23 protein-coding genes are annotated in these 22349 nt (G+C 67.2%); 10 read left to right on the forward strand and 13 right to left on the reverse strand.

Features of this window, described 5'->3' with window-relative positions:
- Positions 1–24: 24 nt before the first annotated feature.
- The 5 genes from KY496_RS01555 to KY496_RS01575 all read right to left on the reverse strand — a co-directional run bounded on the left by KY496_RS01555 (position 25) and on the right by KY496_RS01575 (position 6436).
- The gene (locus tag KY496_RS01555) at positions 25–954 is read right to left on the reverse strand and encodes a glycosyltransferase family 2 protein (RefSeq protein WP_184239537.1); all 930 of its coding nucleotides are present in this window, start codon (positions 952–954) and stop codon (positions 25–27) included.
- The gene (locus KY496_RS01560) at positions 911–2452 is read right to left on the reverse strand and encodes a glycosyltransferase family 39 protein (protein ID WP_219863561.1); all 1542 of its coding nucleotides are present in this window, start codon (positions 2450–2452) and stop codon (positions 911–913) included. The genes KY496_RS01555 and KY496_RS01560 overlap by 44 nt, the downstream gene beginning before the upstream one ends.
- A 184-nt stretch (positions 2453–2636) precedes the next feature.
- Entirely contained in the window at positions 2637–4154 is a 1518-nt protein-coding gene (locus tag KY496_RS01565) for a CitMHS family transporter (RefSeq protein ID WP_219863563.1), read from the reverse strand.
- Positions 4155–4293: 139 nt separating this feature from the next.
- A complete protein-coding gene (locus KY496_RS01570; protein WP_219863564.1) occupies positions 4294–5745 on the reverse strand; it encodes a sensor histidine kinase in 1452 nt (483 codons plus the stop codon).
- 4 nt (positions 5746–5749) lie between these two features.
- Positions 5750–6436 carry a response regulator gene (locus tag KY496_RS01575; protein WP_071363282.1) on the reverse strand — a complete coding sequence of 229 codons (687 nt, stop codon included), beginning with the start codon at positions 6434–6436 and terminating at the stop codon, positions 5750–5752.
- A 199-nt stretch (positions 6437–6635) separates the two neighbouring features.
- Between KY496_RS01575 and KY496_RS01580 the strand changes: the two genes are divergently transcribed.
- The 6 genes from KY496_RS01580 to KY496_RS01605 all read left to right on the forward strand — a co-directional run bounded on the left by KY496_RS01580 (position 6636) and on the right by KY496_RS01605 (position 12044).
- A complete protein-coding gene (locus KY496_RS01580) occupies positions 6636–7697 on the forward strand; it encodes a porin (protein ID WP_219863566.1) in 1062 nt (353 codons plus the stop codon).
- Between the two features lie 43 nt (positions 7698–7740).
- Positions 7741–8712 carry a tripartite tricarboxylate transporter substrate binding protein gene (locus tag KY496_RS01585; RefSeq protein ID WP_229520517.1) on the forward strand — a complete coding sequence of 324 codons (972 nt, stop codon included), beginning with the start codon at positions 7741–7743 and terminating at the stop codon, positions 8710–8712.
- Positions 8713–8801: 89 nt separating this feature from the next.
- Positions 8802–9434 carry an exopolysaccharide biosynthesis protein gene (locus KY496_RS01590; RefSeq protein ID WP_005669651.1) on the forward strand — a complete coding sequence of 211 codons (633 nt, stop codon included), beginning with the start codon at positions 8802–8804 and terminating at the stop codon, positions 9432–9434.
- A gap of 103 nt (positions 9435–9537) precedes the next feature.
- The gene (locus KY496_RS01595) at positions 9538–9813 is read left to right on the forward strand and encodes a hypothetical protein (protein WP_005669652.1); all 276 of its coding nucleotides are present in this window, start codon (positions 9538–9540) and stop codon (positions 9811–9813) included.
- On the forward strand, positions 9803–10987 hold the full coding sequence (locus KY496_RS01600) for a GGDEF domain-containing protein (protein WP_229520393.1): 1185 nt from the start codon (positions 9803–9805) through the stop codon (positions 10985–10987). The genes KY496_RS01595 and KY496_RS01600 overlap by 11 nt, the downstream gene beginning before the upstream one ends.
- A 97-nt stretch (positions 10988–11084) precedes the next feature.
- Positions 11085–12044, forward strand: a complete 960-nt coding sequence (locus KY496_RS01605; protein WP_219863570.1) for a hypothetical protein — start codon at positions 11085–11087, stop codon at positions 12042–12044.
- On the opposite strand, the gene KY496_RS01610 is transcribed toward KY496_RS01605, so the two are convergent.
- Positions 12018–13112 carry an AI-2E family transporter gene (locus KY496_RS01610; RefSeq protein ID WP_219863571.1) on the reverse strand — a complete coding sequence of 365 codons (1095 nt, stop codon included), beginning with the start codon at positions 13110–13112 and terminating at the stop codon, positions 12018–12020. The genes KY496_RS01605 and KY496_RS01610 overlap by 27 nt on opposite strands.
- 277 nt (positions 13113–13389) lie before the next feature.
- On the opposite strand from KY496_RS01610, the gene KY496_RS01615 reads away from it, so the two are divergent.
- Positions 13390–13893, forward strand: a complete 504-nt coding sequence (locus KY496_RS01615; RefSeq protein WP_219863573.1) for a hypothetical protein — start codon at positions 13390–13392, stop codon at positions 13891–13893.
- Between the two features lie 3 nt (positions 13894–13896).
- On the opposite strand, the gene KY496_RS01620 is transcribed toward KY496_RS01615, so the two are convergent.
- The 7 genes from KY496_RS01620 to KY496_RS01650 form a co-directional block, all read right to left on the reverse strand.
- Complete coding sequence (locus KY496_RS01620) at positions 13897–14187, reverse strand: hypothetical protein (RefSeq protein WP_005669661.1); 291 nt, start codon at positions 14185–14187, stop codon at positions 13897–13899.
- A 176-nt stretch (positions 14188–14363) separates the two neighbouring features.
- Positions 14364–15020: an ABC transporter ATP-binding protein gene (locus KY496_RS01625; protein ID WP_219863575.1), complete on the reverse strand. Its 657-nt coding sequence runs from the start codon at positions 15018–15020 to the stop codon at positions 14364–14366.
- Positions 15021–15046: 26 nt separating this feature from the next.
- Complete coding sequence (gene phnE / locus KY496_RS01630; RefSeq protein WP_219863577.1) at positions 15047–15841, reverse strand: phosphonate ABC transporter, permease protein PhnE; 795 nt, start codon at positions 15839–15841, stop codon at positions 15047–15049.
- Positions 15838–16668: an ABC transporter permease gene (locus KY496_RS01635; protein ID WP_219863579.1), complete on the reverse strand. Its 831-nt coding sequence runs from the start codon at positions 16666–16668 to the stop codon at positions 15838–15840. Before KY496_RS01635 ends, phnE begins: the two co-directional genes overlap by 4 nt.
- Complete coding sequence (locus tag KY496_RS01640) at positions 16668–17483, reverse strand: phosphonate ABC transporter ATP-binding protein (RefSeq protein WP_219863581.1); 816 nt, start codon at positions 17481–17483, stop codon at positions 16668–16670. The genes KY496_RS01635 and KY496_RS01640 overlap by 1 nt, the downstream gene beginning before the upstream one ends.
- A gap of 19 nt (positions 17484–17502) precedes the next feature.
- Complete coding sequence (locus tag KY496_RS01645) at positions 17503–18381, reverse strand: putative selenate ABC transporter substrate-binding protein (RefSeq protein ID WP_219863583.1); 879 nt, start codon at positions 18379–18381, stop codon at positions 17503–17505.
- Between the two features lie 52 nt (positions 18382–18433).
- Positions 18434–19048, reverse strand: a complete 615-nt coding sequence (locus tag KY496_RS01650) for a class I SAM-dependent methyltransferase (protein WP_184239518.1) — start codon at positions 19046–19048, stop codon at positions 18434–18436.
- Between the two features lie 162 nt (positions 19049–19210).
- On the opposite strand from KY496_RS01650, the gene egtD reads away from it, so the two are divergent.
- Genes egtD through KY496_RS01665 form a run of 3 tightly spaced genes read left to right on the forward strand, consistent with a single transcriptional unit; the run spans position 19211 to position 22346 of the window.
- Positions 19211–20179, forward strand: coding sequence for an L-histidine N(alpha)-methyltransferase (gene egtD, locus KY496_RS01655; RefSeq protein ID WP_157225686.1), 969 nt, complete (start codon positions 19211–19213; stop codon positions 20177–20179).
- Positions 20176–21402, forward strand: a complete 1227-nt coding sequence (gene egtB, locus KY496_RS01660) for an ergothioneine biosynthesis protein EgtB (protein WP_219863584.1) — start codon at positions 20176–20178, stop codon at positions 21400–21402. Before egtD ends, egtB begins: the two co-directional genes overlap by 4 nt.
- Entirely contained in the window at positions 21399–22346 is a 948-nt protein-coding gene (locus KY496_RS01665; protein ID WP_005669677.1) for a YihY/virulence factor BrkB family protein, read from the forward strand. The genes egtB and KY496_RS01665 overlap by 4 nt, the downstream gene beginning before the upstream one ends.
- Positions 22347–22349: the final 3 nt, after the last annotated feature.

The following is a 22349-nucleotide window of genomic DNA, read 5'->3' on the forward strand; positions in this document are numbered from 1 at the left end:
TGCAGTGCGAGCTTTTTGCGGCCGCTAAACACAAATTTCTTTCTTGATCGTATAGGGCTTTTTCTTCTGCGACTCGTAATAAGTCCGCATCACCAGGTCGGCAACGAAGCCGGTCGTGATCAATTGGATGCCGGCCACCGTGAGCAGCACGCCCAATATCAGCAGTGGCCGGCCGCCGATGGATTCCCCCATCAGCTTTTGCAGCAGCAGCCAGAGGTTGACCAGGCAGCCCGCCAACAACAGGAACAGGCCGGCGCCGCCGAAAAAATGCATCGGGCGCTGGCCATACTTCTTGAGGAACAGCATCAGCAGCAGATCGCTGGCGACTTTGAGGGTACGACCAAGTCCATATTTCGACACACCCGCGTGTCGCGCGTGGTGGCGCACCTCCATCTCGGTCATGCGGGCGCCGTACATGCTCGCCAGTACCGGCATGTAGCGATGCAGCTCACCGTACAGGCTCAGGCCCTTGGCGACGTCCGCCTTCAACAGCTTCAGCGTGCAGCCATAGTCGCGGATGAACACACCTGTCGAGTTGCGGATGAGCCAATTCGCAATCTTGCTCGGGACCTTGCGAAGCAAAAGACCATCCTTGCGCCTGGCGCGGATACCGGCAACCACGTCCCAGTTCTCCAGCGCCAATTTTTCCATCATCAGCGGTATGTCGCAGGGATCATTCTGCAGATCGCCGTCGAGCATGACGATCAATTCGCCGCGCGCTGCATCGATGCCGGCAGCCATCGCTGTCGTCTGCCCGTAATTGCGGTTGAAAACCAGGATCCGGGTGTTGGGCCGCGCGTACCGCTCGATTTCACCGATTGTGTCGTCGTGCGAGCCATCGTCGACGAAAATCACCTCATGCTCGATGCCGGACAGGGCGGCGGCAATGCACTCTACCAGCGGCGCGATGTTACCCTGTTCGTTCATTACCGGAACCACGACTGACAGCAGCATTTTTGTCCTCCACGTTGAGATGGACATAGTCGAAGGTCATGCTTCCCTTGCCCCCGAAACGGTAGCCGAGACGGATCCGGCCTTGCTCCGTGACTTTGGCTTGCGGGTAGGCCGAGCGGAAGCGGTCAAGCCAGCCAATTGTTGCGTCCTCGTCCATGACCAGCAGAACCTGCCCGGCAAGTCGCTCCTCGCTACGGATGGCATGCTCCAGCAGCAGGGTCCGCAGGCGGGGTTGTTCAAAATGAAGATTCCCGGCGATGAGCGTTCCTTCGGTCACCACCGTGGTCGTCGCCGGAAAACGGCGCACGAGTTCCGAGGCCAGCTCCGGATAGGGGTGATGCGGTGGGGCGACCTTGCCAAGCGCCGGTCCGAACCAGGTGCGCATCGGCAGCAGTATCAGAACGAGCAAGCCGACCGCGACGACGACCGGGCGAAGGCGTTCGAACGCGGCCTGGCGCGACAACCTGGGCGCGACGGCAAACAATGCCAGCGGCAGCGAGAACAGCAGCGGCATCATCCACCGATCCTTGATCTTCCCCACCTCGCCTGTGAAGACAATCGCGACCAGCAGCGCGAGAAAGCTGGCGTACAGGCAGAGGAAAAAGCGACTTTCCGGCGCGCGGACATCGAATGCGATCTGCTTGCGCAGGCGGCGCAAGGCAAGCAGGTAGACGAGCACCGGCAGCACCGCGAATGCCAGGATTGCCGACAACAGGCTTGCCAGCCCGGCGCCAACGTTGTTCAGGTAGCCGGCTTTTCCAGTGCCTTCCGCCAGCTTGCGCACCGTGCCGGCGGCCGCGGCGTCCAGGTTCTGCATCAACCACGCGCCATGTGGCAGGAACACCAGGAACGCCGCCCCCGCCGCGATCACGACTTTGCGGTTCCAGAGGACGTCCCGATGCTCGCGCACGAGGAGGCTGGCACAGACAAGTCCGGCCAAGAAAATGCCGAAGTTGTATTTCGTCTGCAGGCCGAGTCCGACCAGCAGGCCGAACAAGGCGTAGCGTCCTGCACCAGGTTTACGCAGCACGGCGAAATAACACCACAGCGTGGCGCAGGCGATGCTGGTCAGGAGCACGGAGTGGGTCAGGTCGCGCAGCGATTCCCAGCCTATTTGCGGGAAAAGCACGAGCGAGGCGGCGGCGGCCAGCGCGCCATGGACGCCGATCAGCGGCCGCGCCGCCCGGTACATGCCGAGGTGCAGGGCAAGGAGGATCAGCACCTTGAGCAGTGCCAGTGCAAAGAGGTTCAGACCGAACATCGAGAATGCCAGCCACTGCAACCATGCGTACAGCGGCGGCTGGGTTCCGTAACCAAGCTGCAGTCGCTGCGTAAGGTACACGATCTCGGCCTCGTCCCGCTCCAGCGAGCCAGTGACCGTCATCTGGATCAATAGGTGCGCAGCAAAGTAGGCTAACAGTACAGCAAGGAGATGGCCTTGTTCGCCGCGAATCGTTGGCGCCGCGTCACGGGCATCAATCCGGATTCCTTCTGTCATGGTCGTCCTCGACGCTGATATGCTCAGTATTGCGTGTTCCAAGCGATTGCAGCAGCGAACGCCGAGGCGAGGGACGCGAACGATCAAACATCGACCGGATTGAAGGCGTTTGAGAAGATCGAGGATGCACAAGCCGTCGCCTGCCCGGGCACATTAGCCATCGCATCCTTCTCGGAAAATGACCTCAGGCTCCTGATCCCATCAGTGGCACCACGCCGAAGATGACGGCGGCGACCAGCATCACCAGCGAGGCCGAGATCGACCAGATCAGGGTATAGCGTTGATGGTCGCCGAATTCGACCTTGCACATCCCGACCAGCAGGTAGGTGGAGGCGACCAGGGGGCTGAGCAGGTGCACCGGCTGGCCGATGACCGAGGCGCGGCCGATCTCCGCCGCCGTGATGCCATACACCTCGGCGGCCTTGGCCAGCACCGGCACCACGCCGAAATAGAAGGCGTCGTTCGAGATGAAGAAGGTGAATGGAATGCTCAGGATGCCGGTGACGATCGCAAGATACGGCCCCATCCACTCCGGCACCGCCGCGATCACGCTCAGGGCGATGGCGTCGACCATCTTGGTGCCCTGCAGGATGCCGACGAAGATGCCGGCCGCGAAGATCAGCGACACCACCGGCAGCACGTTCGCCGCATGCGCCTCGATGCGCGCCTTTTGCGCTTCCAGGCTCGGATAGTTTACGGTGATGGCGATCGCGAAGAAAATCATGAACAGCACCGGCAGCGGCAGGGCGCCCAGCACCAGCAGCACCAGCAGCGCCACGGTCAGCAGGAAGTTCACCCAGATCAGCCTGGGGCGCGCGGTGTCGGGCGAGGACACGCCGACCGGCGGTTCGTCGCCACCGCCCGAGCCGCCCGATCCGGCCGGGCTTTGCAGCCCGCCGCCATCGGCTTCGATGCGGCCGGCGGCAAAGGCGTGCACATTGCCCCCGAGCGATGCGGCGCCTGGCGCGGCGCTCCACTCGCCGGTGGTGCCGTTCATGGCGCCGGCCACCGCGAGTTCCGGGAAGGCCGGTTGCAGCTTGGCCACCGGCGCCGGCTTCTTGATATTTGCCTGGCCCGGCAGGCTCACGGTGCCCAGGCGCTTGCGTTCGCGCATGCCCAGCACCCAGGCCACGAACATCACCCACACGGCGGTGACCGCCATCGGCAGGATCATCGGCACGAAGATGTCGCTCACGTCCACGCCCAGCGCGGTGGCGGCGCGCGCCGTCGGGCCGCCCCAGGGCAGGATGTTCATCACGCCGCCGGCCAGCATGATGACGCAGGCCATCGTCAGGCGGCTCATCCCCAGGCGCATGTACAGCGGCAGCATGGCCGACACCGTGATCATATAGGTGGTGGCGCCGTCGCCGTCGAGCGAGATGAACATCGCCAGCGCCGCGGTGCCGACCACGATCTTCATCGGGTCGCCCTGCACGAGCTTGAGGATGATGCGCACGATCGGGTCGAACAGGCCGGCGTCGATCATCACGCCGAAATACAGGATGGCGAACATCAGCATGACGCCGGTGGGGGCCAGCGAGCGGATCCCTTCCAGCATCATCGGGCCGAGGCCGGCGCCGAAGCCGCCGATCAGGCCGAAGGCGATCGGCACGACGATCAGCGCGACCAGCGCCGGCAGGCGCTTGGTCATGATCAGGAACATGAAGACGACGACCATCGAATAGGCGAGGATGGTCAGCATGTCATGCTCCGCGGAGGATAAGGGATGGCGTGGCCAGGACGGCGCGCGCGAAAGCCGGCTGCTTCATGATGTCTCCGATCGTTGTCGTGAATGGGGTAGTGCCCCGTTTTCGCCAACTATAGGCCGCGCAAGCTTTCAATCAGCTTTCAGCGCGCGGCGCACCGAAGATCACCTCGACTTTCAAGCCGCCGGCGTCCGCGCGCCCGAGCGCCAGGGTGGCGCCATGCAGGCTGGCGACGTCGCGCACGATCGCCAGGCCCAGCCCGGTGCCGCCGGGATTGGCTTCCAGCGTGGACTGGGCGCGGTAGAACGGCATCAGGACGTTGTCGTATTCGGCGTCAGGAATGCCGGGACCACTGTCGCTCACCGCCAGCACGACACGTTCGTCGCGCCGTCCCACCCACAGCAGCACGCTGCCGCCGGCGGGCGTGTAGCGGATCGCGTTGTCGACCAGGTTCGCCACCAGTTCGTGCAGCAGCAATTCCCGGCCGACGACCGTGGTGTCGGCGTTGGCTTCGACGTCGAGCGCCAGGTCGATGTCCTTCTGCACCGCCGGCAGGGCCAGCTCCAGTCCCACCTGGCGCGCCACGAGCGCCAGCGTCACCGGCTGCGCCTGTTCTCCGCCGCCGCCATGCTCGATGCGCGCCAGCACCAGGAGGCGGTTGGCCAGGTGGATCGCCGAGTCGGTGGTGCCGGCGATCGAAGCGACGATGGCGCGCATCGCGGCCGGATCGTTCTCGCGCAGGGCCAGCGCGGCCTGGGTCTTGAGCACCGCGAGCGGGGTGCGCAGCTGGTGCGAGGCGTCGGCGATGAAGCGGCGCTGGCTGGCGATCAGGTCCTGCATGCGCGCCATGGTGCCGTTCATGGCCGCCACCAGCGGCCGCACCTCCTTGTGCACCAGGGCCTGGTCGATGGTCGACAGGTCGGACAGCGGGCGCGTCTCGACCTCGTTCTTGAGCCGCATCAGGGGCCGCAGCACCAGCCGCACTGCGAACCACACCAGCGCCGCCACCGCCAGCACCAGCACGGCCTGGCGCAGCAGGGTATTGAGGAGGATGTCGCGCGACAGGGCGTTGCGCGCGTCGAGGGTTTCGCCGACCTGGATCAGGGCGATGCCGCGCATCGAATCGTCGTAGACCGGCTGCAGCAGGGCCGCGATGCGCACCGGTTCGCCGTTGTAGCTGGCGTGGTAGAAGCGCACCAGGGCCGGATACAGGTCGCTGCGCGGCACGCCCGCCGGCACCGGCGGCAGGTCGTCGTAGCCGCTGACCGTCTCGCCATCCAGGCCGGTGACCTTGTAGTAGATGCGGCCCAGGGTGTCGGTCTCGAAGCTGTCCAGCGCCACATAGGGAACGTTGGCCACCACCTTGCCATCCTTGACCGTCACGCGCTCGGCCAGCGCGCGCGTGGAAGACAGCAGCGAGCGGTCGTAGGCCACGTCGGCCGCTTCCAGCGCGTCGCGGTACAGCGACACCGCATTGAGCGCGACCAGCGCCACCAGCGGCAGGATCAGCCAGCGCAGCAGCTGCTGGCGCAGGCTGCCGAGCGGCCGGGCCGCGGCCCGTTGCAGCAGGGAGATGCGCTGGGCCATGGCCTCAGGCGGGTTTTTCTTGCATCAGGTAGCCGATGCCGCGCAGGGTCACGATGGCGGCGTCGCCCCCGGGCCGCTCGAGCTTCTTGCGGATGCGGTGGATGTACAGCTCGATGGCGTCGAGATTGGCGTCGTCGCTCAGTGCGAACACTTCCTGGAACAGTTTTTCCTTCGATAGCGCGCGGCCCGGCCTGGCGATCAGCGCTTCGAGCACCGCGTGCTCGCGCGGCGTCAGCGCCAGCGGCTCGCCGCAGTAGGAAAACATGCGCGAAACGGTGTCGAAGGCGAGCTGGCCGCAGCGGTGCACCAGCGCCTCGTTGCCGCTGCGCCGGCGCAGCAGCGCCTTCACGCGCGCTTCGAGTTCGGCCAGCTCGAACGGTTTGGCCAGGTAGTCGTCGGCGCCCAGGTTCAGCCCCTGCACCTTGTCTTCCAGGCCGCCGCGCGCGGTCAGGATCAGCACCGGCGTGTTTGCGCGCGCGCCGCCGCGGGCGCGCAGGCGGCGCAGCACGTCCAGGCCGTCCATGCGCGGCAGGGTCAGGTCCAGGATCACCAGCGCATAGTCCTGGGTGTGCAGCAGGGCGTCGGCATCGGCGCCGGTGCTGGCGCATTCGACGGTGAGGTGGGCGTCGCGCAGCGCCTTCGACACCCAGTGCGACAGCTCGACGTGATCTTCAACTAGCAGGATTCTCATCGCGCCAGTGTAAGCGCAAAGGCCCGGCGGCGGTAGGGGGGACGGGGACGCCGAGTCGGCTCCGCCGTCCACGCGGTGATGGTTGGCAGCTGGTTCATCCGGTACGAAAGCGGAGCCGGGACTGAAAGCGAACTGAAAGGTAGCCGCGCATATAGTCGGTCGAATAAAGCAATACAAACATATAAGATTCGGAGACACCATGAAGCAGTCGGCCCTCGCGCTCGCCGTCCTGGCAGCGCTTTCCCTGAACCATTCCGTCCACGCCCAGAGCAACGTCGAGGTCTACGGCCTGATCGACGCCGGCGTCGAATACGTCAACCATGCCGCCGAGGATGGCGGAAACATGGTGCGCGTGATCTCGGGAGGCAAGAACACCTCGCGCTGGGGCTTTCGCGGCAGCGAAGACCTCGGCGGCGGCCTGAAAGCGATCTGGCAGCTCGAAGGCGGCCTCCTGATGGATACCGGCGAAAGCGATGGCGCCGTGTTCAAGCGCCAGGCCTGGGTCGGCCTGGACGGCTCGCTCGGCCGCCTCGTCATCGGCCGCTCGTTCACTACCACCTATGAACTGGTGATCAAGTTCGATCCGCTGGGCTTCGCCCCCAATTATTCCTGGGCCACCGGCGCCAGCGCCACCGGGCCGTCGAAATACGGCATGACGACCCAGTTCGACAACCTGGTCAAGTACACCGGCAAGAGCGGCGGCTTCACCTATGGCGCCACGGTCGGCCTGGGCGAGCGCTCGGGCAGCCTGGCCGAAGGCCGCAAGCTGGCGCTGGGCGGGTCGTGGTTCGGCGAAGGCGGCCTTGGCTTGATGGCCGCCTATGAGCAGATCAACGGCAACGCGGTCGCCGGCGTGCCCGCGCGCGACGAGACCACCGCCTACCACCTGGCGGCGGATTACCAGACGGGCAAATGGCGCTACACGGCCGGCATGCGCGGTTTCGAGTTCGACGCGGGAAGGGCGGGCGCCGACCTGCGCGCCGACACCTATTGGGGCGGGATCTCGCGCACGATCGATAACGTGACCCTGACCGGCGCCGTCTACCACGTCAACACGAAGGACGTGCCGGCCATCGAGGACGCCGACCCGACGATGTTCGTCGTGCGCGGCATGCTGGCGCTGTCCAAGCGCACCACGCTCTACCTGTCGGCCGCGCATGCGAAAGCCGACCACGGCCAACTGGTCGGCCTGTCGCGCGACGACCCCGGTTTCGGCTCGACCCAGACCGGCATCACGGCCGGCATGCAGCACCGTTTCTGAGCCGGTCCGCCACTGCCGCCGGCATGGCGCTATCATGCGTCCCATGAGATTCGTGCACACTTTCCTCGCCATCCTGGGCCTGGCGCTCGCCGCGCCCGGCGGCGCCCAGCCGCGCAAGGCCGAATGCCTGATCCCGTCCAAGCCCGGGGGCGGGATGGACCTGACCTGCAAGCTGGCCCAGAAGGCTTTGCACGGCCAGGGCGGCGCGCCCGAGCTGCAGCTGAGCTACTTGCCGGGCGGCGTCGGCGCCGTGGCCTGGCACACGATGGTGTCGCAGCGCCGCGCCGAAGCGAACACCCTGGTCACCTTTTCCGGCGGTTCGGTGCTCAACCTCGCGCTGGGCAAGTTCGGCGACGCCGACGTCGACGACGTGCGCTGGGTGGCGGCCTTCGGCGCCGACTACGGCATGATCGCGGTGCGCGCCGATTCGCCCTGGCAGTCGCTCGACGACCTGTTGCACGCGCTGAAGCGCGATCCTAAAAAAGTCTTGATCGGCATGTCCGGCACGGTCGGGAGCCAGGACTGGATCAAGATGGCGCTGCTGGCGCAGATGGCCGGCATCGATCCGCGCAAGATGCGCTTCGTCGCGCTCGAGGGCGGCGGCGAGCAGTTCATCGCGATGCAGGAAAACCACGTGCAGGCGGTGTCGGGCGACACCTCCGAGGCCTTGCTCTATACCGGCGACGGCCGTGTGAGGGTGCTGGCGGTGCTGTCCGAGCGGCGCCTGCCGGGCGCGCTGTCCGGCGTGAAGACCGCGCGCGAGCAGGGTTATGACGTGGTCTGGCCCGTGATCCGCGGCGTGTGGATGGGGCCGGACGTGCGCGAGGCCGACTACCGGCGCTGGGTGAAGGCGTTCGACAATATGGAGGCCAGCCCGGAGTTCGCCGAAAAACGGGCGCGCGCCGGCCTGTATCCGTTCTCGCTCACCGGCGACGCGCTGACGCGGTACATCAAGCAGTCGGTCGCCGGCCATCACCGCCAGGCGCGGCAGTTCAAGCTCTTGCGCGAGCGTTAGCCGCCTGGGTCGGGCCCGGCTATACTGTCGCACCGACGCGCTGGCCCGGCCCAGGCGTCGTTCCGCACAACCCAAGATTTCAGGACGACATGAACACAATGTATAGTGAACCGGTTTCCCAGCGCCTGCGCTCCCTGGTGCGCGACATGCCGCGCACCGGCATCACGCTCAGCGAATTGATCCACCGCGTCGGCAACGACGGCTTGCTGATCCTGGTAACCCTGCTGACCCTGGTGTTCCTGATCCCGATCTCGATTCCCGGCGTGAGCACCGTGTTCGGCGCCGCCATCCTGCTCATCAGCGTCAGCCGCCTGTTCGGGCGCGACCTGTGGATCCCGTCGACACTGTCGCACCGCGTGATCGGCACCCGCAAGCTGCGCCCGCTGCTGCGCAAGGCGCTGTCCTGGCTCAAGAAGCTCGAGCGCGTCAGCCGTCCAAACCGCATCCAGTGGCTGGTGGCGGCCGGCCCGGTCGCCTTCTTCAATAATGCGGCCCTGATCCTGGGCGCCGTGCTGCTGATGATGCCGTTCGGTCTGATTCCTTTCAGCAATACCTTCCCGGCGGTGGCCATCCTGTTCCTCGCCATCGGCCTGCTGCAGCGCGACGGCCTGTGCATCCTGCTGGGCCACGTCAGCAATGTCCTGACGATCCTGTATTTCGCCGTCCTGATCGGCGGCGGCGGCCTGGCCATCCGCGAGGTATTCAGCCGCTTCGCCGGCTGACGCCGGCAAACGCATTGATGTCCAGGAGCAACGTCGAGGCAGAAGAGTTGGCTTGTTGCAAAGCATCTTCTTCTGATAAGCTGGCCGCTTCGATGGAGAGCCCATGTTCCTGGACCATCCCACCATGACCGCGACCAATGCCGTGGCCGAGCCGGACCGGCTCGAACGGCTGCAGCGCGTGTATGGCTACGCGACGGCGCTGGCCGAGGGATCGGGCAATGGCGGCTTCGTCGATAAAGTCACGCAGCTGCACGATCACAAGGGCACCCTGATCGTGTTCTGGCACGAACCGCCCCTGGAAGCGGAGCGGGACTATTTCACCCGCGCCTGGGCCAGCAAGGTCGGCGACGGCACCCTGAACGTCGAACATGAGTACTGACACAATGATGCTGGACGCGTCGACCATGGTCCTGGTACTGGCATTGGGCAACCTGACCCTGTGCGCGCTGCTGACCTTCTTCAATCACGGACCGAACCGCTCGCCAGCGCTGGTGCTGTGGAGCCTGTCGAAACAGATCCAGGGCGGCGCCTGGCTGCTGCTGGCCCTGGGCGACGCCGGCGTGGTGCCGGCTGCGATCGCGGTGCCGGGCGGCTACGCCTTGCTGTTCGCCGGCGTGGCGGTCGAGGGCGGCGCCTCGTGGGAGGCGGCGCGGCGGCGTGCCTGGCGCACCCCGACCATGATCGCCGGCGGCCTCGCGATCCTGGCTTTCTTCCTGTGCTACCTGATCGACGAGGAAGCCTTGCGCGCCGTGGCGGCCTCGCTGCTGCTGGGCGGCTTCTATTTCTCGGGCGCGCTGGCATTGAGCTGGCGCTGGCGCGACGTCAGCCTGCTGCAGCGCTTCCTGGCGCTGGCCAGCATGGCGCTGGCCCTGGTGGTGGCCGCGCGCGGCCTGTCGGTGCTGCTGCTGCCGGGCGGCTGGGGCTGGCTGACGAGCGAGCTGCTGGGTCAGTTGTCCAGCGGCGCCCTGTACCTGCTCATGCTCGGCAATGCCTTCGGCGTGCTGCTGCTGACGCGTGAGCGCCTGCAGGACGCGCTCGAGCGCGCCGAGGTGATCGATCCGCTGACCGATGCGCCGAACCGGCGCGGCTTCTTCCAGCTGCTGGCGCCGTGGATGGCGCTGGCGCGCCGTCCGGGCCTGCCGACCGCGCTGGTGGTGTTCGATCCGGACGGTTTCAAGCGCGTCAACGACAGCTACGGCCACCCGGCCGGCGACGTCGTGCTGCGCCAGATGGTCGAGCTGTGCCGGCGCCAGCTGCGCGACAGCGACCAGCTGGGGCGCGTGGTCGGCGTCGAGTTCGCGCTCCTGCTGCCGCGCACCAACCTGTCGGAGGCCGCGCTGGTGGCCGAGCGCATCCGCGCCGCGATCGAGTCGACCCCGTTCAAGGGCGAGCGCGCGATGATCAAGCTGACCGCCAGCTTCGGCGTCACCACCATCCGCCCCGAGGACAGCACCACGACCCTGTTCCAGCGCGCCGACGAGGCCTTGCAGCAGGCTAGGGCAGCGGGACGCAACCGGGTGGAGCTGGCCAGCGAGACGCTGGCCGAGGTGTGAGTCGCCTCGCGTAAGTGCGCGCGCGCCGCGATGCGGCGCGCCGTCACGCGCATGTCACGCACGAGGCTTATGCTGCGGCCTGTTCAAAGGACGCGCCATGCAAGCCTCAACGATCGAATCACCCATCTACGCCGCCGTCGAGCTGGGCTCGGACAGCTTCCGCCTGCATGTCGGGCATGTCGAGGACGGCGTGCTGCGCCTGGTCGCCAGCATGGCGGAGCCGGTCCGGCTGGCCGCGACGCTCGACGAGGACGGCATGCTCTGCACGTCCGCGATGCGCCGCGCACTGGCATGCCTGGAGGGGTTCCGCGGTGTGCTCGACGCCTGGCATCCGCAGGCGGTGCGCGTGGTGGCGACCTCGGCCCTGCGCATGGCGCGCAATGCGGCCTTGTTCCTGCCGGCGGCCGGCAAGGCGCTGGGCCGGCCGGTCGAGCTGATCGCCGGCGACGAGGTCGGCCGCCTGGTGTACCTGGGCGTGGCGACCACCCTCGGGGAGCAGGACGTTGCGCGCCTGGTGGTGGATGTCGGCAGCGGCGCCACCGAGCTGGTGCTGGGCCAGGGCGCCGCCATCCGGCGCATCGAAACCTTCGCCATTGGCGCCGTGCGCCAGAGCCTGACCTTTTTTGCCGACGGCCGGCTCGACAGCGCCGCCTTCGACGCCGCGGTGCGCTCCAGCCGGAGCCGCTTCGCCGAGGCCAGGCTGGGCGCCCAGCGTTGGGAGCGGGCCTACGGCGCCTGCGGCACCGTGCGCGCGCTGGCCGAGATCGCCCAACTGAGGGGCGAGCCGGAAGGCGTATTGTCCCGGTCCGGCCTCGAGCGCCTGCGCGCGGACTTCATCGAACTCGGCCAGGTGGCGCGGGTGCGCCTGGCCTATGCGCCGGCGGAACGCGTGTCGCACTTGCCGGGAGGGCTGGCGATCCTGATCGGATTGATGGAAGAACTCGACATCGCCGAGCTGGTCGCGGTGCAGGCCGGCCTGCGCGTGGGCGCGCTGTGGGACCTGCACCTGCGCGCCGCGGCGATGAATTCGCTAACCCACCCGCTCGGCGTCGCCTGACCCGGCTGCCGCCGGGGGCGCGGGTGGCGCCACCAGGTGCGCCGTGCCCGGCGGCTCGTCGCGCAGCCAGCCGAACAGGATCGCCATCATCAGCGGGCCGACGAACAGGCCGATCACGCCCAAGGTCGAGACGCCGCCCAGGAGGCCGAACAGCACCGCCAGGAAGGGCAGGTTGACGCGCTGCCCGATCAGTTTCGGGCGGATGAATTTATCGACCAGGAACAGCTCGACCGCGCCCCAGGTGAACAGGCCCAGCGCCTCGGCCGAATGGCCCTGGCCGAACAGCAGCAGCGAGACCATCGTGAACGACAGCGGCGCGCCGCCCGGGATCAGGGCCAGGTAGCCGGTGATCACGCCCAGCAGCACCGGGGCCGGGGCGCCCGCCACCCAGTAGGCCACGCCCAGCACGATGCCTTCCAGGATCGCAATCGAACCCAGTCCCAGCGCGGTGCCGCGCACCGACAGCGGCAGCACGCGCCGCAGCTTGGTGTACTGGTCGGGCAGCAGGCGCGCGCCGGCGCGGTCGATGTAGTGCATGACGCTTGAACCGTGCACGTACAGCACGAACAGCGTGAGCAGGGTGAGGAACAGGTACAGGGCGTTGGCCAGGATCGTGGAGCCCCAGACGCGCGCGGTATCGGTCAGGTGCGGCATGAAGTCGCCCACCGTGGTGCGCACCAGGGCGTTCAGCCCGCCCGGTACGGCGAGGTGCTCGAGCCACCACTTGACGGCGGGTTCGGCCACCAGCGGCAGATTGGCCAGCCAGCCTGGCACCGGCACCCCGGTCTGGTTGAAGCTGATGAGCATGCGCTGCAGGCTGGCCAGCTCGTAAGTGAGGGTGTGGAACAGCAGCACCGACGGCCCGACGAAGCTGACCACCAGGAGCAGCAGCATGAAGCTGGCGCTGGCCAGCGGCGCCCAGCCGCGCCGCAGCAGGCGCTGGTGCAACGGCCAGGTGATCACCGCCAGCAGGCCGGCCCAGGCGATCGAGCCGAGAAAATGTTGCAACAAGAAGGCCAGGGCGATGGCGAACAGCACCGGCAGGATCAAATGAGCTTTGTTGCGCATACTGGCCCGGGTTGAATCACGTTTTCCTCAAAAAATTTCTACGTCGCGCGGAGTTTACAGCAGAGTTGTCCGCTCGAAAGAATAATACAGGATGCATTCCCATAAAAGCGGAGTTTGCAGAATGAATACTTCTAAAAAACAGAAGGCCGCTCCTGTGGAGGCCGTATTGTGACACCGATCGGCGCCGGCGGCAGCAAGCGCGCGGTATGTACGGCATCCTGCGGGAAGCGGCTAAATCGTTTATACTATTTGCCCTTTCAACGATGGAGCAGCACCCATGCCACGCAAGCCGGCGGCCGCGCCCGAACCAGCGGCAGCGCGCGCGCAGCGCCCCAGGGCGAAGAGCGCCAGTCCAACAACGGCGGCCAAGACCATCGCAAAGACCGCGGCCAAGACCGTGGTCAAGTCCGCAGCCAAGGCCGCAACGGCAAAGGGCGGGCTCAGGACGGCGGTCAAGTCGGCCGCCAGGGCGCTCGCGCACCCGCCGGCCAGGAAGCCGGCCGCCAAGGCGCCCAGGCCGGCGCCCAGGTCGGCGCTGCGCGCGCCGGTCCAGGATGCGCGTCCGGTGCTGGTGCGCGACAGCTTCACCATGCCCGAGCGCGAATACGCGGTGCTGCTCGAAGTCAAGCAGGCCTGCTTGCGGGCCGGCATCGACGTCAAGAAGAGCGAACTGCTGCGCATTGGTGTGGCCCTGCTGGGCCAGCTCGACGTGGCCACCCTGCAGAGCGTGCTGGGCGCGCTGCCACAGCTCAAGACCGGGCGTCCGCCGGCCCAGGACTGAGCGCTAGTGGATCGCCGACGCGCTCGTCAATTCCTTGAGTTCGCGGATCGGGATGTTCGACTTCTCGTGCATGCGCAGCAGGATGGTTGCGCCGACGTTGAGTTTGCGGTGGCGGATCTTGCTGATGATCGGCGGCTGCACTTCGAGCACGCGGCACAGCTCCGCGTCGTTCTTCAGCTGCAGGCGCTCGATTAGCGTGTCGAGCAATTTGTTGGGCACGAAACTCGAGGGCTCGAGTGCCCGCGCTCGATGCATGGCCTCGAGCATTTCCTGTTTTTTCTGTCGTACGCTCATGTCGATTCTCCAATATGAAAACATGATTCAAGACAGATCGACCGTTCTGGAAAAGTAGCCCCGCCTGTTGTATTCGCTTTATCGCGGCGGGTCGTTGTGATATTACTACGATTATGTTGCGCACGATTCGCGAAATTTAACTAAAAATGGCGCAATTGTGCGTTTCTTCCAGGAACTTATGCTAATTTCAGGCCGGAATGGGTGAGCAACAGCACCTTGTCGGCCATGGCGGCCGCGGCGTGGGAGTGGGTGACCATGATGGCGCCGGCGCCGTGGGCGCGCGTTTCATGGCGCAAGAGCTGGAGGATCACGTCGGCCGTTTCCGGGTCAAGATTGCCGGTCGGCTCGTCCGCCAGCAGCAGGGCCGGGCGGTGCACCAGGGCGCGCGCGATCGCCACCCGCTGCAGTTCGCCGCCCGACAGCTGGCGCGGGAAATCGCCGCCCCGTCCTCCTAGCCCGACGGCTTCCAGCATCGCGGTGACGCGTTCCTCCGCGCGCGCGCCGGACTCCTTGTTGAGCAGGAGCGGCAGCGCCACGTTCTGGCGCAGGGTCAGGTGCGGCAGCACGTGGAAGGCCTGGAAGATGAAGCCCATGCGGGTGCGCCGCAGGCGGGTGGCGGCGTCGTCGTCGAGGCTGGACATCGGCGCGCCGTCCACGATCACCTGGCCGGCATCCGGCATGTCGAGCCCCGCGATGAGGTTGAGCAGGGTCGATTTGCCGACGCCCGATTCGCCCATGATCGCCACGAACTCGCCGGCCTGGAACACATGCGACAGCTGGGCGAGCACCGCGCGGCCGCCGTAGGATTTGGTGAGCTGGTCGAGTTCGAGCATGCAGGCGATATGGATCTAGCGAGGGTCTAGCGGGTGAGGGCACGCCGCAGCAGGTAGCTGGCCGCATCGACCAGGGCCACCAGCACCAGCATCGCGATCACCACGGTGGCCGCGCTGGGCATCTGGAACAGCGACAGGTGGTACTTCAGCATCTGGCCCAGGCCGCCTGCCCCGACCACGCCCAGCACCGCCGCCGCGCGAATATTGTTCTCCCAGCGGTACAGCGTATACGACAGCATCTGCGGCAGCGCCTGGGGCAGCGTAGCGTACAGGAAGGCCGCCAGCGGCCGCGCGCCGTTGGTGCGCAGGCTCTGCTCGGCATGCGGCTCGACGTTTTCCAGGGCGTCGGCGAATAGGCGTCCCAGCACCCCGGCCGTGTGCGCGGCCAGCGCCAGGGTGCCGGCCATCGGCCCCAGGCCGGCCAGCACCAGCAGCACCGCGGCCCACACCAGTTCGGGAATCGAGCGCAGCACATTGAGCACCAGGCGCGTCACGAGCCGCGCCGCGCGGCCCAGGCGTCCGGCGCCGGCCAGCGCCAGCGGCAGGCCGACGGCGGCGGCGAGCAGGGTGCCGATGGCCGACATGGCCAGCGTCTCCCACAACGCGCCCAGGGTCTTGAGCAGGAAGGGCGTGCCGGTCTCGGGCGGCGCGAAGCCGGCCAGGAATTCGCGGGCTGAATCGATCGCCTCGGCGGTGAAGAAGGCGCTCCACTGCAGCGGCAGCGAGGCGAAGCTGGCCACGACCAGGGCCAGCAGGCCAAGCAGGATCAGCCAGGTCCTGAGGTCGCGTGGAGGCGCTGGAGGCAAGGTCGATGGCTTCATCCCAGCCTCCGGCGCAGCATCTTCGACACCAGGTCGGCCGCCGCCACCAGCAGCACGAACACGATCAGCATGGTGGCGACTTCGGCGCCGGCCATCATCTTGGTCGATTCGTCCAGGCGCTGGCCCAGGCCGCCGGCGCCGACGAAGCCCATCACCGCCGAGCCGCGGATCGCGCACTCCCAGCGGTACACGGTGTACGACACCAGTTCGGCGCTCGAATCGGGCAGGGCGCCGTACAGCAGCGCCGGCAGGCGGCCGGCGCCGTTGGCGAGCAGGACGTCGGTGGCATGGGCGTCGCTCGACTCGAGGATCTCGGCATACACCTTGGCCAGCATGCCGCTGTACGACAGGGCGATCGCCAGCACGCCGGCGGTCGGCCCCAGGCCGACGATGCGCACGAACAGCAGCGCCCATACGAGTTCGGGCACCGAGCGCAAGACCATCAGGATCCAGCGCAGGCCCTGGCGCACGAGCGCCGCGAACGGATGCACGCGGCCGGTGCCCAGGCGCGAGATCGACAGGCGCTCGGTGATGACGAAGGTGGCGGGAATCGCCACCAGCAAGGCCAGCGTGAGGCCGGCGGTGGCGATCGCCACCGTCTGCCAGGTCTCGCGCAGCACCATCGCCAGGAAGTCGGGTTCGACGGCGGGGACGAGGAAATCGGACAGGAACATCCCGGCCGCGCGCAGGCTTTGCGCGTCGAACAGCAGCCAGGGCTTGAATTCGGCGCCGGCCAGCAGCGGGTACAGCAGGACGACGAAGATCGCGGCCCAGGTGACGCGCGTGCGCCACGCGGGATCGCGGTGAAGAACTGCAGCGGCGCTCATCAGAAGCAGGCGCCGACGGCGATCTGGCCGGGTGTCTCGTGCAGGGTGGCGGGCGCCGGCTCGACCGTTTCATTGGCGTACAGCTCGGCGATCATGGCGTCGCTGACGTCTTCGCGCGGCGCATCGAACACGATGCGGCCGTCGCGCAGTCCGACCAGGCGCGGGAACTGTTCGCGCGCCAGTTCGACCTGGTGCAGGCTGCACACCAGGGTCGCGTTGCGCCCCTGCGCTTCCTGGCGCAGCGTGGCCAGGGTGTGGCGCGCGAGCGCCGGGTCGAGCGCCGAGATCGGCTCGTCGACCAGCAGCGCTTCGGCGTTCGAGAGCAGCAGGCGCGCCAGGCCGCAGCGCTGGCGTTCGCCGCCGGACAGGCGGTCGACCCGCGCATACAGCTTGTCGCCCAGCGAAAAACGCGCCAGCGCGGCATGCGCGGCGTCGGGATCCTGCGGGCGCACCAGCGAGGCCAGGGCCTGCCACAGCGACCAGTGCGGCAGGCGGGCGGCCAGCACCGCCGTCACCACGCGCTGGCGCGGCGGCAGGGGCGGCGCCTGCGGCGCCAGGAACAGGCGCGAGCGCAGGTGGTGGCGCTCGGCCCCGTTCAGCCGCCACGGGTCCTGGCCGAAGATCTCCAGGGCGCCCTCGGCCGGCCGGTGGGCGCAGGCGAGGGTGGACAGCAGGGTGGTCTTGCCGGCCCCGGAAGGGCCGATCAGGGCGACCTGCTCGCCGGCGCGGATCGTGAGGTCGAGCGCGTGCAGGGCCGGCGCGCGGCTGCCGGCCAGGTGGCGCACGGTCAGGCCGCGCAGGCGGTAGGTCGCCATGGTGAATCGCTTTCCCGGATTACTTCAGCAGGCCCGCATTGCGTGCGGCGGCTTCGATCGCGCCATAGTTGGCGGTTCTGGTCGGCACGAATTTCGTCGCGCGCTGCAGGTCGAGGATCTGCTTGCCTTCGGCGGTCGAGCCGTCCAGCGCCAGGAAGGCGTCGGTGATCTTCTTCTTGACCGCCGGATCCATGTCGGTGCGCACGGTCCAGTTGTAGTCGAAATAGCCCGGGGTGGTGTAGAACACGCGCACCTGCTTCGGATCGACCTTCTTGCTCTCGACCAGCTTTTCCCAGACCGAGATGTTCAGCGCGCCGGCATCGACCTTGCCGCCGGCCACGGCCGCCACGGTCGCGTCATGCGCGCCCGAGAAGGCGATGCGCTTCAGGTCGGTGTCCGGGTTGATCTTGGCTTGCAACAGGAAGGAGCGCGGCATCAGGTGGCCCGAGGTCGACGATTCCGAACCGAAGGCCAGGGTCTTGCCCTTCAGGTCTTCCAGCTTGGTGATGCCAGGCACGGTGGTGATGAAGACCGAGCGGAATTTCTCGTCTTCCTCGCGCTGCACCAGCGGGGTCACCTGGCCCTTGCTGCGCACGTTGGCTTGCACGAAGGTGAAGCCGCCGAACCAGACCATGTCGATCTTGCGGTTGATCAGACCTTCGACCGAGGCGGCGTAGTCGGTCACCGGGGTGAACTCGACCTTCAGGCCGGTGGCCTTGGCCAGGTATTCGCCCAGCGGCTTGAACTTGCGCTGCAGTTCGGTCGGCGATTCGTCGGGGATGGCCGAGACGCGCAGCACGCCATTGCTCTGGGCGCTCGCGGCGCCTGCGATCAGCATTGTGCCGGCAACAGCTGCGCACAGGGTTTTCAGGACGTGACGGCGAAGGGACATGGTCATGGTGTTCTTCATTGATGGTTAATCGGGACGGAATACGAATTATAAAGGCCGATCATTCCACCCGGCAAAAACAATAGACGAATTGCTGTGTCGTGCCGAACGGCGTCCGGTGCAGTTCGGTGCGGCTTTCGACCAGGCGGAAGGCCGGGCCGAACTCGTCGTGCAAGCCTTCGGCGTCATAGCGCACGATGTCCAGGCCGCTGCATTTGGTGGGTCCTTCGGGGCCGAAGGTGGCGACGATCACGCTGCCGCCCGGGCGCATGGCGCGCGCCACCTGGCGCACGTAGGCCGCCCTGTGCGCGGGTTCGAGCAGGAAGTGGAACACGGCGCGGTCGTGCCAGACGTCGTAGCGCCGTTCCGGCAGCTCGGCCTTCGTGATGTCTCCCACCAGCCACTGGGCCCGCCCGGCCCGGGCGCCCAGGCGCGCGCGGGCGACGCGGATCGCCTCGGCCGAGATGTCCAGCACGGACACGTCGGTGTAGCCGCGCGCCAGCAGGTCGTCGACCAGCGTGGCTTCGCCGCCGCCGACGTCGATGATGGCGGCCGAGGGCGCGCCGGCGCTGCGCCCGATCAGGGCGAGCGAGGTGTCCAGGTGCGGGGCGTACCAGCTCACCGCATCCGGCGCCTTGGTGCGGTACACGGTCTCCCAATGAAGTCGCTGATCCATATTTCAACTTAGAAATGTCGCAGGGCAAACCCTGCACGCTTGAATTGTCGCGCGCACAGCGAATCGGGGGAATCCGCTATGATGGTAAAAACAGCAACGATAGAAGACATCCTCATATGCCATCTCGCATGGTGCGGCGTGGCGGCACGAATGATAAACCTTATGCTGACAACCTGCACATCCGACGAGCGCCAGGCCGCCGTTGCCAACGCCCACGACGCGCAAGAGCTGCACGCCGGCCTGGGCGCCGATGATGCCTGCATCTCGCCCAAATTCCTGTACGACGCGCTCGGCTCCAAGCTGTTCGAGGCCATCTGCGAACTGCCCGAATATTACCCGACCCGCACCGAGGCCGCGATCTTCGAACGCCATGGCGCCGAGATCGCGCGCGTGGCCGGCCTTGGGACCACCCTGATCGACCTCGGCGCCGGCAACTGCGCCAAGGCGGCCAAGCTGTTTCCGCTCCTGCAGCCGGCGCAATACGTGGCGGTCGACATCTCCAGCGAATTCACCCATGACGCCCTGGCGCGCCTGCGCCAGCGCTTCCCGCAGATCGCGATGGAAGCGCTGGGCATGGATTTCTCGAACCGTTTCGAATTGCCCGACCAGGTGCGCGCCGAGCGCCGCCTGTTCTTCTATCCCGGCTCCTCGATCGGCAATTTCACGCCCGAGGATGCGCAGGCCTTCCTGAAGCGCCTGCGCGCGCAGTGCGGGCCGGATGGCGGCATCCTGATCGGCATCGACCTGGCCAAGGATAAAGCCACGCTCGACGCCGCCTATGACGACGCGCTGGGCGTGACCGCCGCCTTCAACCTGAACATCCTGCGCCACGTGAACCGGCTGGTCGACGCCGATTTCGACATCCGCCAGTGGCGCCACCACGGCTTCTACAACCCCGCGCGCGGACGCATCGAGATGCACCTCGAGGCGCGCACGCCGCAAGAGGTGCACTGGCGCGGCGGCGCGCGCCGCTTCGAGGCGGGCGACTGCATCCACACCGAGAACAGCTATAAATACCAGCAGGCCGACGCCATCGGGCTGCTGGAGCGTTCTGGCTTCGAGGCGACCCGCGTCTGGACCGATCCCCAGCGCTGGTTCGCGGTGATCCACGCACAGGCCATCTCCCCATGAACATGCTGCGCGACGAGGGCCTGCCGCGCACCTTCGCCCGGGTGCGCGGCCGTTCGCTGCACCTTGCCGAGGCGTTGTCCGACGAGGATTGCTGCGCGCAGTCGATGCCCGACGCGAGCCCGATCAAGTGGCACCTGGCGCACACCACCTGGTTCTTCGAGACTTTCATCCTCGAGCCGCGCGAGCCGGGCTTCGCGCCGTTCCACCCGGCGTTCCGGGTCATCTTCAACTCCTATTACAACGGCGTCGGCGACAAGCATCCGCGCCCGCAGCGCGGCCTGCTCACGCGGCCGTCGCTGGGCGAAGTGAAAGCCTACCGCCACGACGTCGACCGCCGCATGGACGCCTTGCTGGCGCGCGGCATCGACGACGCGCTGGCGGCGTTGGTGGAACTAGGCCTGCAGCACGAGCAGCAGCACCAGGAGCTGATGCTCACCGACGTCAAGCACCTGCTGGCGGGCAATCCCCTGTATCCGGCCTATGCGGCCGATCCGCTGGCGGCATCCGAGCCGGCGCCGCAGCTCGAGTGGCTGCCGTTCGAAGGCGGACTGGCCGAGATCGGCCACAAGGGCATGGGCTTTTGCTTCGACAACGAGCTGCCGCGCCACCGCACCTATGTGGCGCCGTTCGCGCTGGCCTCACGCCTCGTCACCAACGGAGAGTACCGGGCCTTCATCGAGGCCGGCGGCTACCGCGACCCGAGCCTGTGGCTGGCCGAGGGCTGGGACCGCGTCTGCTCGGGCGAGATCACCCGGCCGCTGTACTGGATCGAACAGGACGACGGCTGGCACGAGTTCACCCTGCACGGCGTGCAGCCGCTCGACCCTGAGCGTCCCGTCACCCACGTCTCGTTGTACGAGGCCGACGCTTACGCGCGCTGGCGCGGCGCACGCTTGCCTACCGAGGCGGAATGGGAATTTGCCGCGCGCCAGTCGAGCCTGGGCGGAGTGCCTGTGCATCATCCGGCGGCGGCCAGCGGCGCCGGCCTGCAGCAGATGTTCGGCGCCTGCTGGCAGTGGACGGGCAGCAGCTACGCGCCATATCCCGGCTATTCTCCGGCGCCGGGCGCCATCGGCGAATACAACGGCAAGTTCATGGTCAACCAGTACGTGCTGCGCGGCTCGTCCTGCGCCACGCCCGAGGGCCATGCGCGCGCCAGCTACCGCAACTTCTTCCCGTCCGGCGCACGCTGGCAGTTCACCGGCATCCGGCTGGCGAGATGAGCCGCCGGCGTGACTGGCGCGCGCGCCTGAAGGACCAGCGCGCCAATATCTATATCCTGTCGCATCCCCTCAGGTTCACCCTGCAGGTGCTGCGCGGCTTTCGCGCCAACCAGGGCCTGCTGCTGGCCGGCGCCGTCGCCTATTACGCGCTGCTGTCGATCGTGCCGTTCCTGATGCTGGTGGTGGTGGCGCTGTCGCATTTCATCGATCCGGTAGAGCTGCTCGACACCTTGCGCCGCTATCTCGAGCTGCTGGTGCCGGGCCAGTCGCGCCCGATCGTGACCGAGGTCGCCAACTTCCTGCAGGACCGCCAGCTGCTGACCTGGGTGCTGGCGCTGACCATGCTGTTTTTCAGCTCGCTCGCGTTTACCGTGCTGGAAAATGCGATGAGCGTGATCTTCGTGCACCGGGTCGCGGTGCGGCGGCGCCATTTTCTGGTCTCGGCCGTGCTGCCTTATTGCTATATCCTGGCGTTGGGCATCGGCATCATGGTGGTAACGCTGGTCGCCGGCGCGCTGCAGGTGATGGGGTCCGAGAGCGTCTGGCTGTTCAACTACAAGTGGTCGCTGGGCGGGGTGTCGGGAATACTGCTGTACCTGCTGGGACTGGCGGGCGAGATCCTGGTGCTGACCTCGATCTACCTGGTGATGCCGGTGGGACGGCTGTCGATCTGGCATGCCTTCATCGGCGGCGCGACGGCGGCGCTGCTGTGGGAAATCGCGCGCCACGTGCTGGTCTGGTATTTCTCGACGCTGTCGCAGGTGAACCTGGTGTATGGCTCGATGACGACCGCGATCGTGGTGATGTTCTCGCTGGAGATCGCCGCCACCTTGCTGCTGCTGGGAGCCCAGGTGATCGCCGAATACGAGCGGGTGGGGCAGGCCGGCGGCGGGGAGCCGCCGGCGCAGCCGGCCTGCGATATTCCGCCGCTGGCGCGTGGCTGACAT

The sequence above is a fragment of the Massilia sp. NP310 genome, assembly GCF_019443485.1.
Classification (GTDB): Bacteria; Pseudomonadota; Gammaproteobacteria; order Burkholderiales; family Burkholderiaceae_D; genus Telluria; species Telluria timonae.

Coding starts and splice junctions, on each gene's coding strand:
- KY496_RS01555 (WP_184239537.1), bottom strand. CDS start 954: ATGCTGCTGTCAGTCGTGGTTCCGGTAATGAACGAACAGGGTAACATC.
- KY496_RS01560 (WP_219863561.1), bottom strand. CDS start 2,452: ATGACAGAAGGAATCCGGATTGATGCCCGTGACGCGGCGCCAACGATT.
- KY496_RS01565 (WP_219863563.1), bottom strand. CDS start 4,154: ATGCTGACCATCCTCGCCTATTCGATGGTCGTCGTCTTCATGTTCCTG.
- KY496_RS01570 (WP_219863564.1), bottom strand. CDS start 5,745: ATGGCCCAGCGCATCTCCCTGCTGCAACGGGCCGCGGCCCGGCCGCTC.
- KY496_RS01575 (WP_071363282.1), bottom strand. CDS start 6,436: ATGAGAATCCTGCTAGTTGAAGATCACGTCGAGCTGTCGCACTGGGTG.
- KY496_RS01580 (WP_219863566.1), top strand. CDS start 6,636: ATGAAGCAGTCGGCCCTCGCGCTCGCCGTCCTGGCAGCGCTTTCCCTG.
- KY496_RS01585 (WP_229520517.1), top strand. CDS start 7,741: ATGAGATTCGTGCACACTTTCCTCGCCATCCTGGGCCTGGCGCTCGCC.
- KY496_RS01590 (WP_005669651.1), top strand. CDS start 8,802: ATGAACACAATGTATAGTGAACCGGTTTCCCAGCGCCTGCGCTCCCTG.
- KY496_RS01595 (WP_005669652.1), top strand. CDS start 9,538: ATGTTCCTGGACCATCCCACCATGACCGCGACCAATGCCGTGGCCGAG.
- KY496_RS01600 (WP_229520393.1), top strand. CDS start 9,803: ATGAGTACTGACACAATGATGCTGGACGCGTCGACCATGGTCCTGGTA.
- KY496_RS01605 (WP_219863570.1), top strand. CDS start 11,085: ATGCAAGCCTCAACGATCGAATCACCCATCTACGCCGCCGTCGAGCTG.
- KY496_RS01610 (WP_219863571.1), bottom strand. CDS start 13,112: ATGCGCAACAAAGCTCATTTGATCCTGCCGGTGCTGTTCGCCATCGCC.
- KY496_RS01615 (WP_219863573.1), top strand. CDS start 13,390: ATGCCACGCAAGCCGGCGGCCGCGCCCGAACCAGCGGCAGCGCGCGCG.
- KY496_RS01620 (WP_005669661.1), bottom strand. CDS start 14,187: ATGAGCGTACGACAGAAAAAACAGGAAATGCTCGAGGCCATGCATCGA.
- KY496_RS01625 (WP_219863575.1), bottom strand. CDS start 15,020: ATGCTCGAACTCGACCAGCTCACCAAATCCTACGGCGGCCGCGCGGTG.
- phnE (WP_219863577.1), bottom strand. CDS start 15,841: ATGAAGCCATCGACCTTGCCTCCAGCGCCTCCACGCGACCTCAGGACC.
- KY496_RS01635 (WP_219863579.1), bottom strand. CDS start 16,668: ATGAGCGCCGCTGCAGTTCTTCACCGCGATCCCGCGTGGCGCACGCGC.
- KY496_RS01640 (WP_219863581.1), bottom strand. CDS start 17,483: ATGGCGACCTACCGCCTGCGCGGCCTGACCGTGCGCCACCTGGCCGGC.
- KY496_RS01645 (WP_219863583.1), bottom strand. CDS start 18,381: ATGACCATGTCCCTTCGCCGTCACGTCCTGAAAACCCTGTGCGCAGCT.
- KY496_RS01650 (WP_184239518.1), bottom strand. CDS start 19,048: ATGGATCAGCGACTTCATTGGGAGACCGTGTACCGCACCAAGGCGCCG.
- egtD (WP_157225686.1), top strand. CDS start 19,211: ATGCTGACAACCTGCACATCCGACGAGCGCCAGGCCGCCGTTGCCAAC.
- egtB (WP_219863584.1), top strand. CDS start 20,176: ATGAACATGCTGCGCGACGAGGGCCTGCCGCGCACCTTCGCCCGGGTG.
- KY496_RS01665 (WP_005669677.1), top strand. CDS start 21,399: ATGAGCCGCCGGCGTGACTGGCGCGCGCGCCTGAAGGACCAGCGCGCC.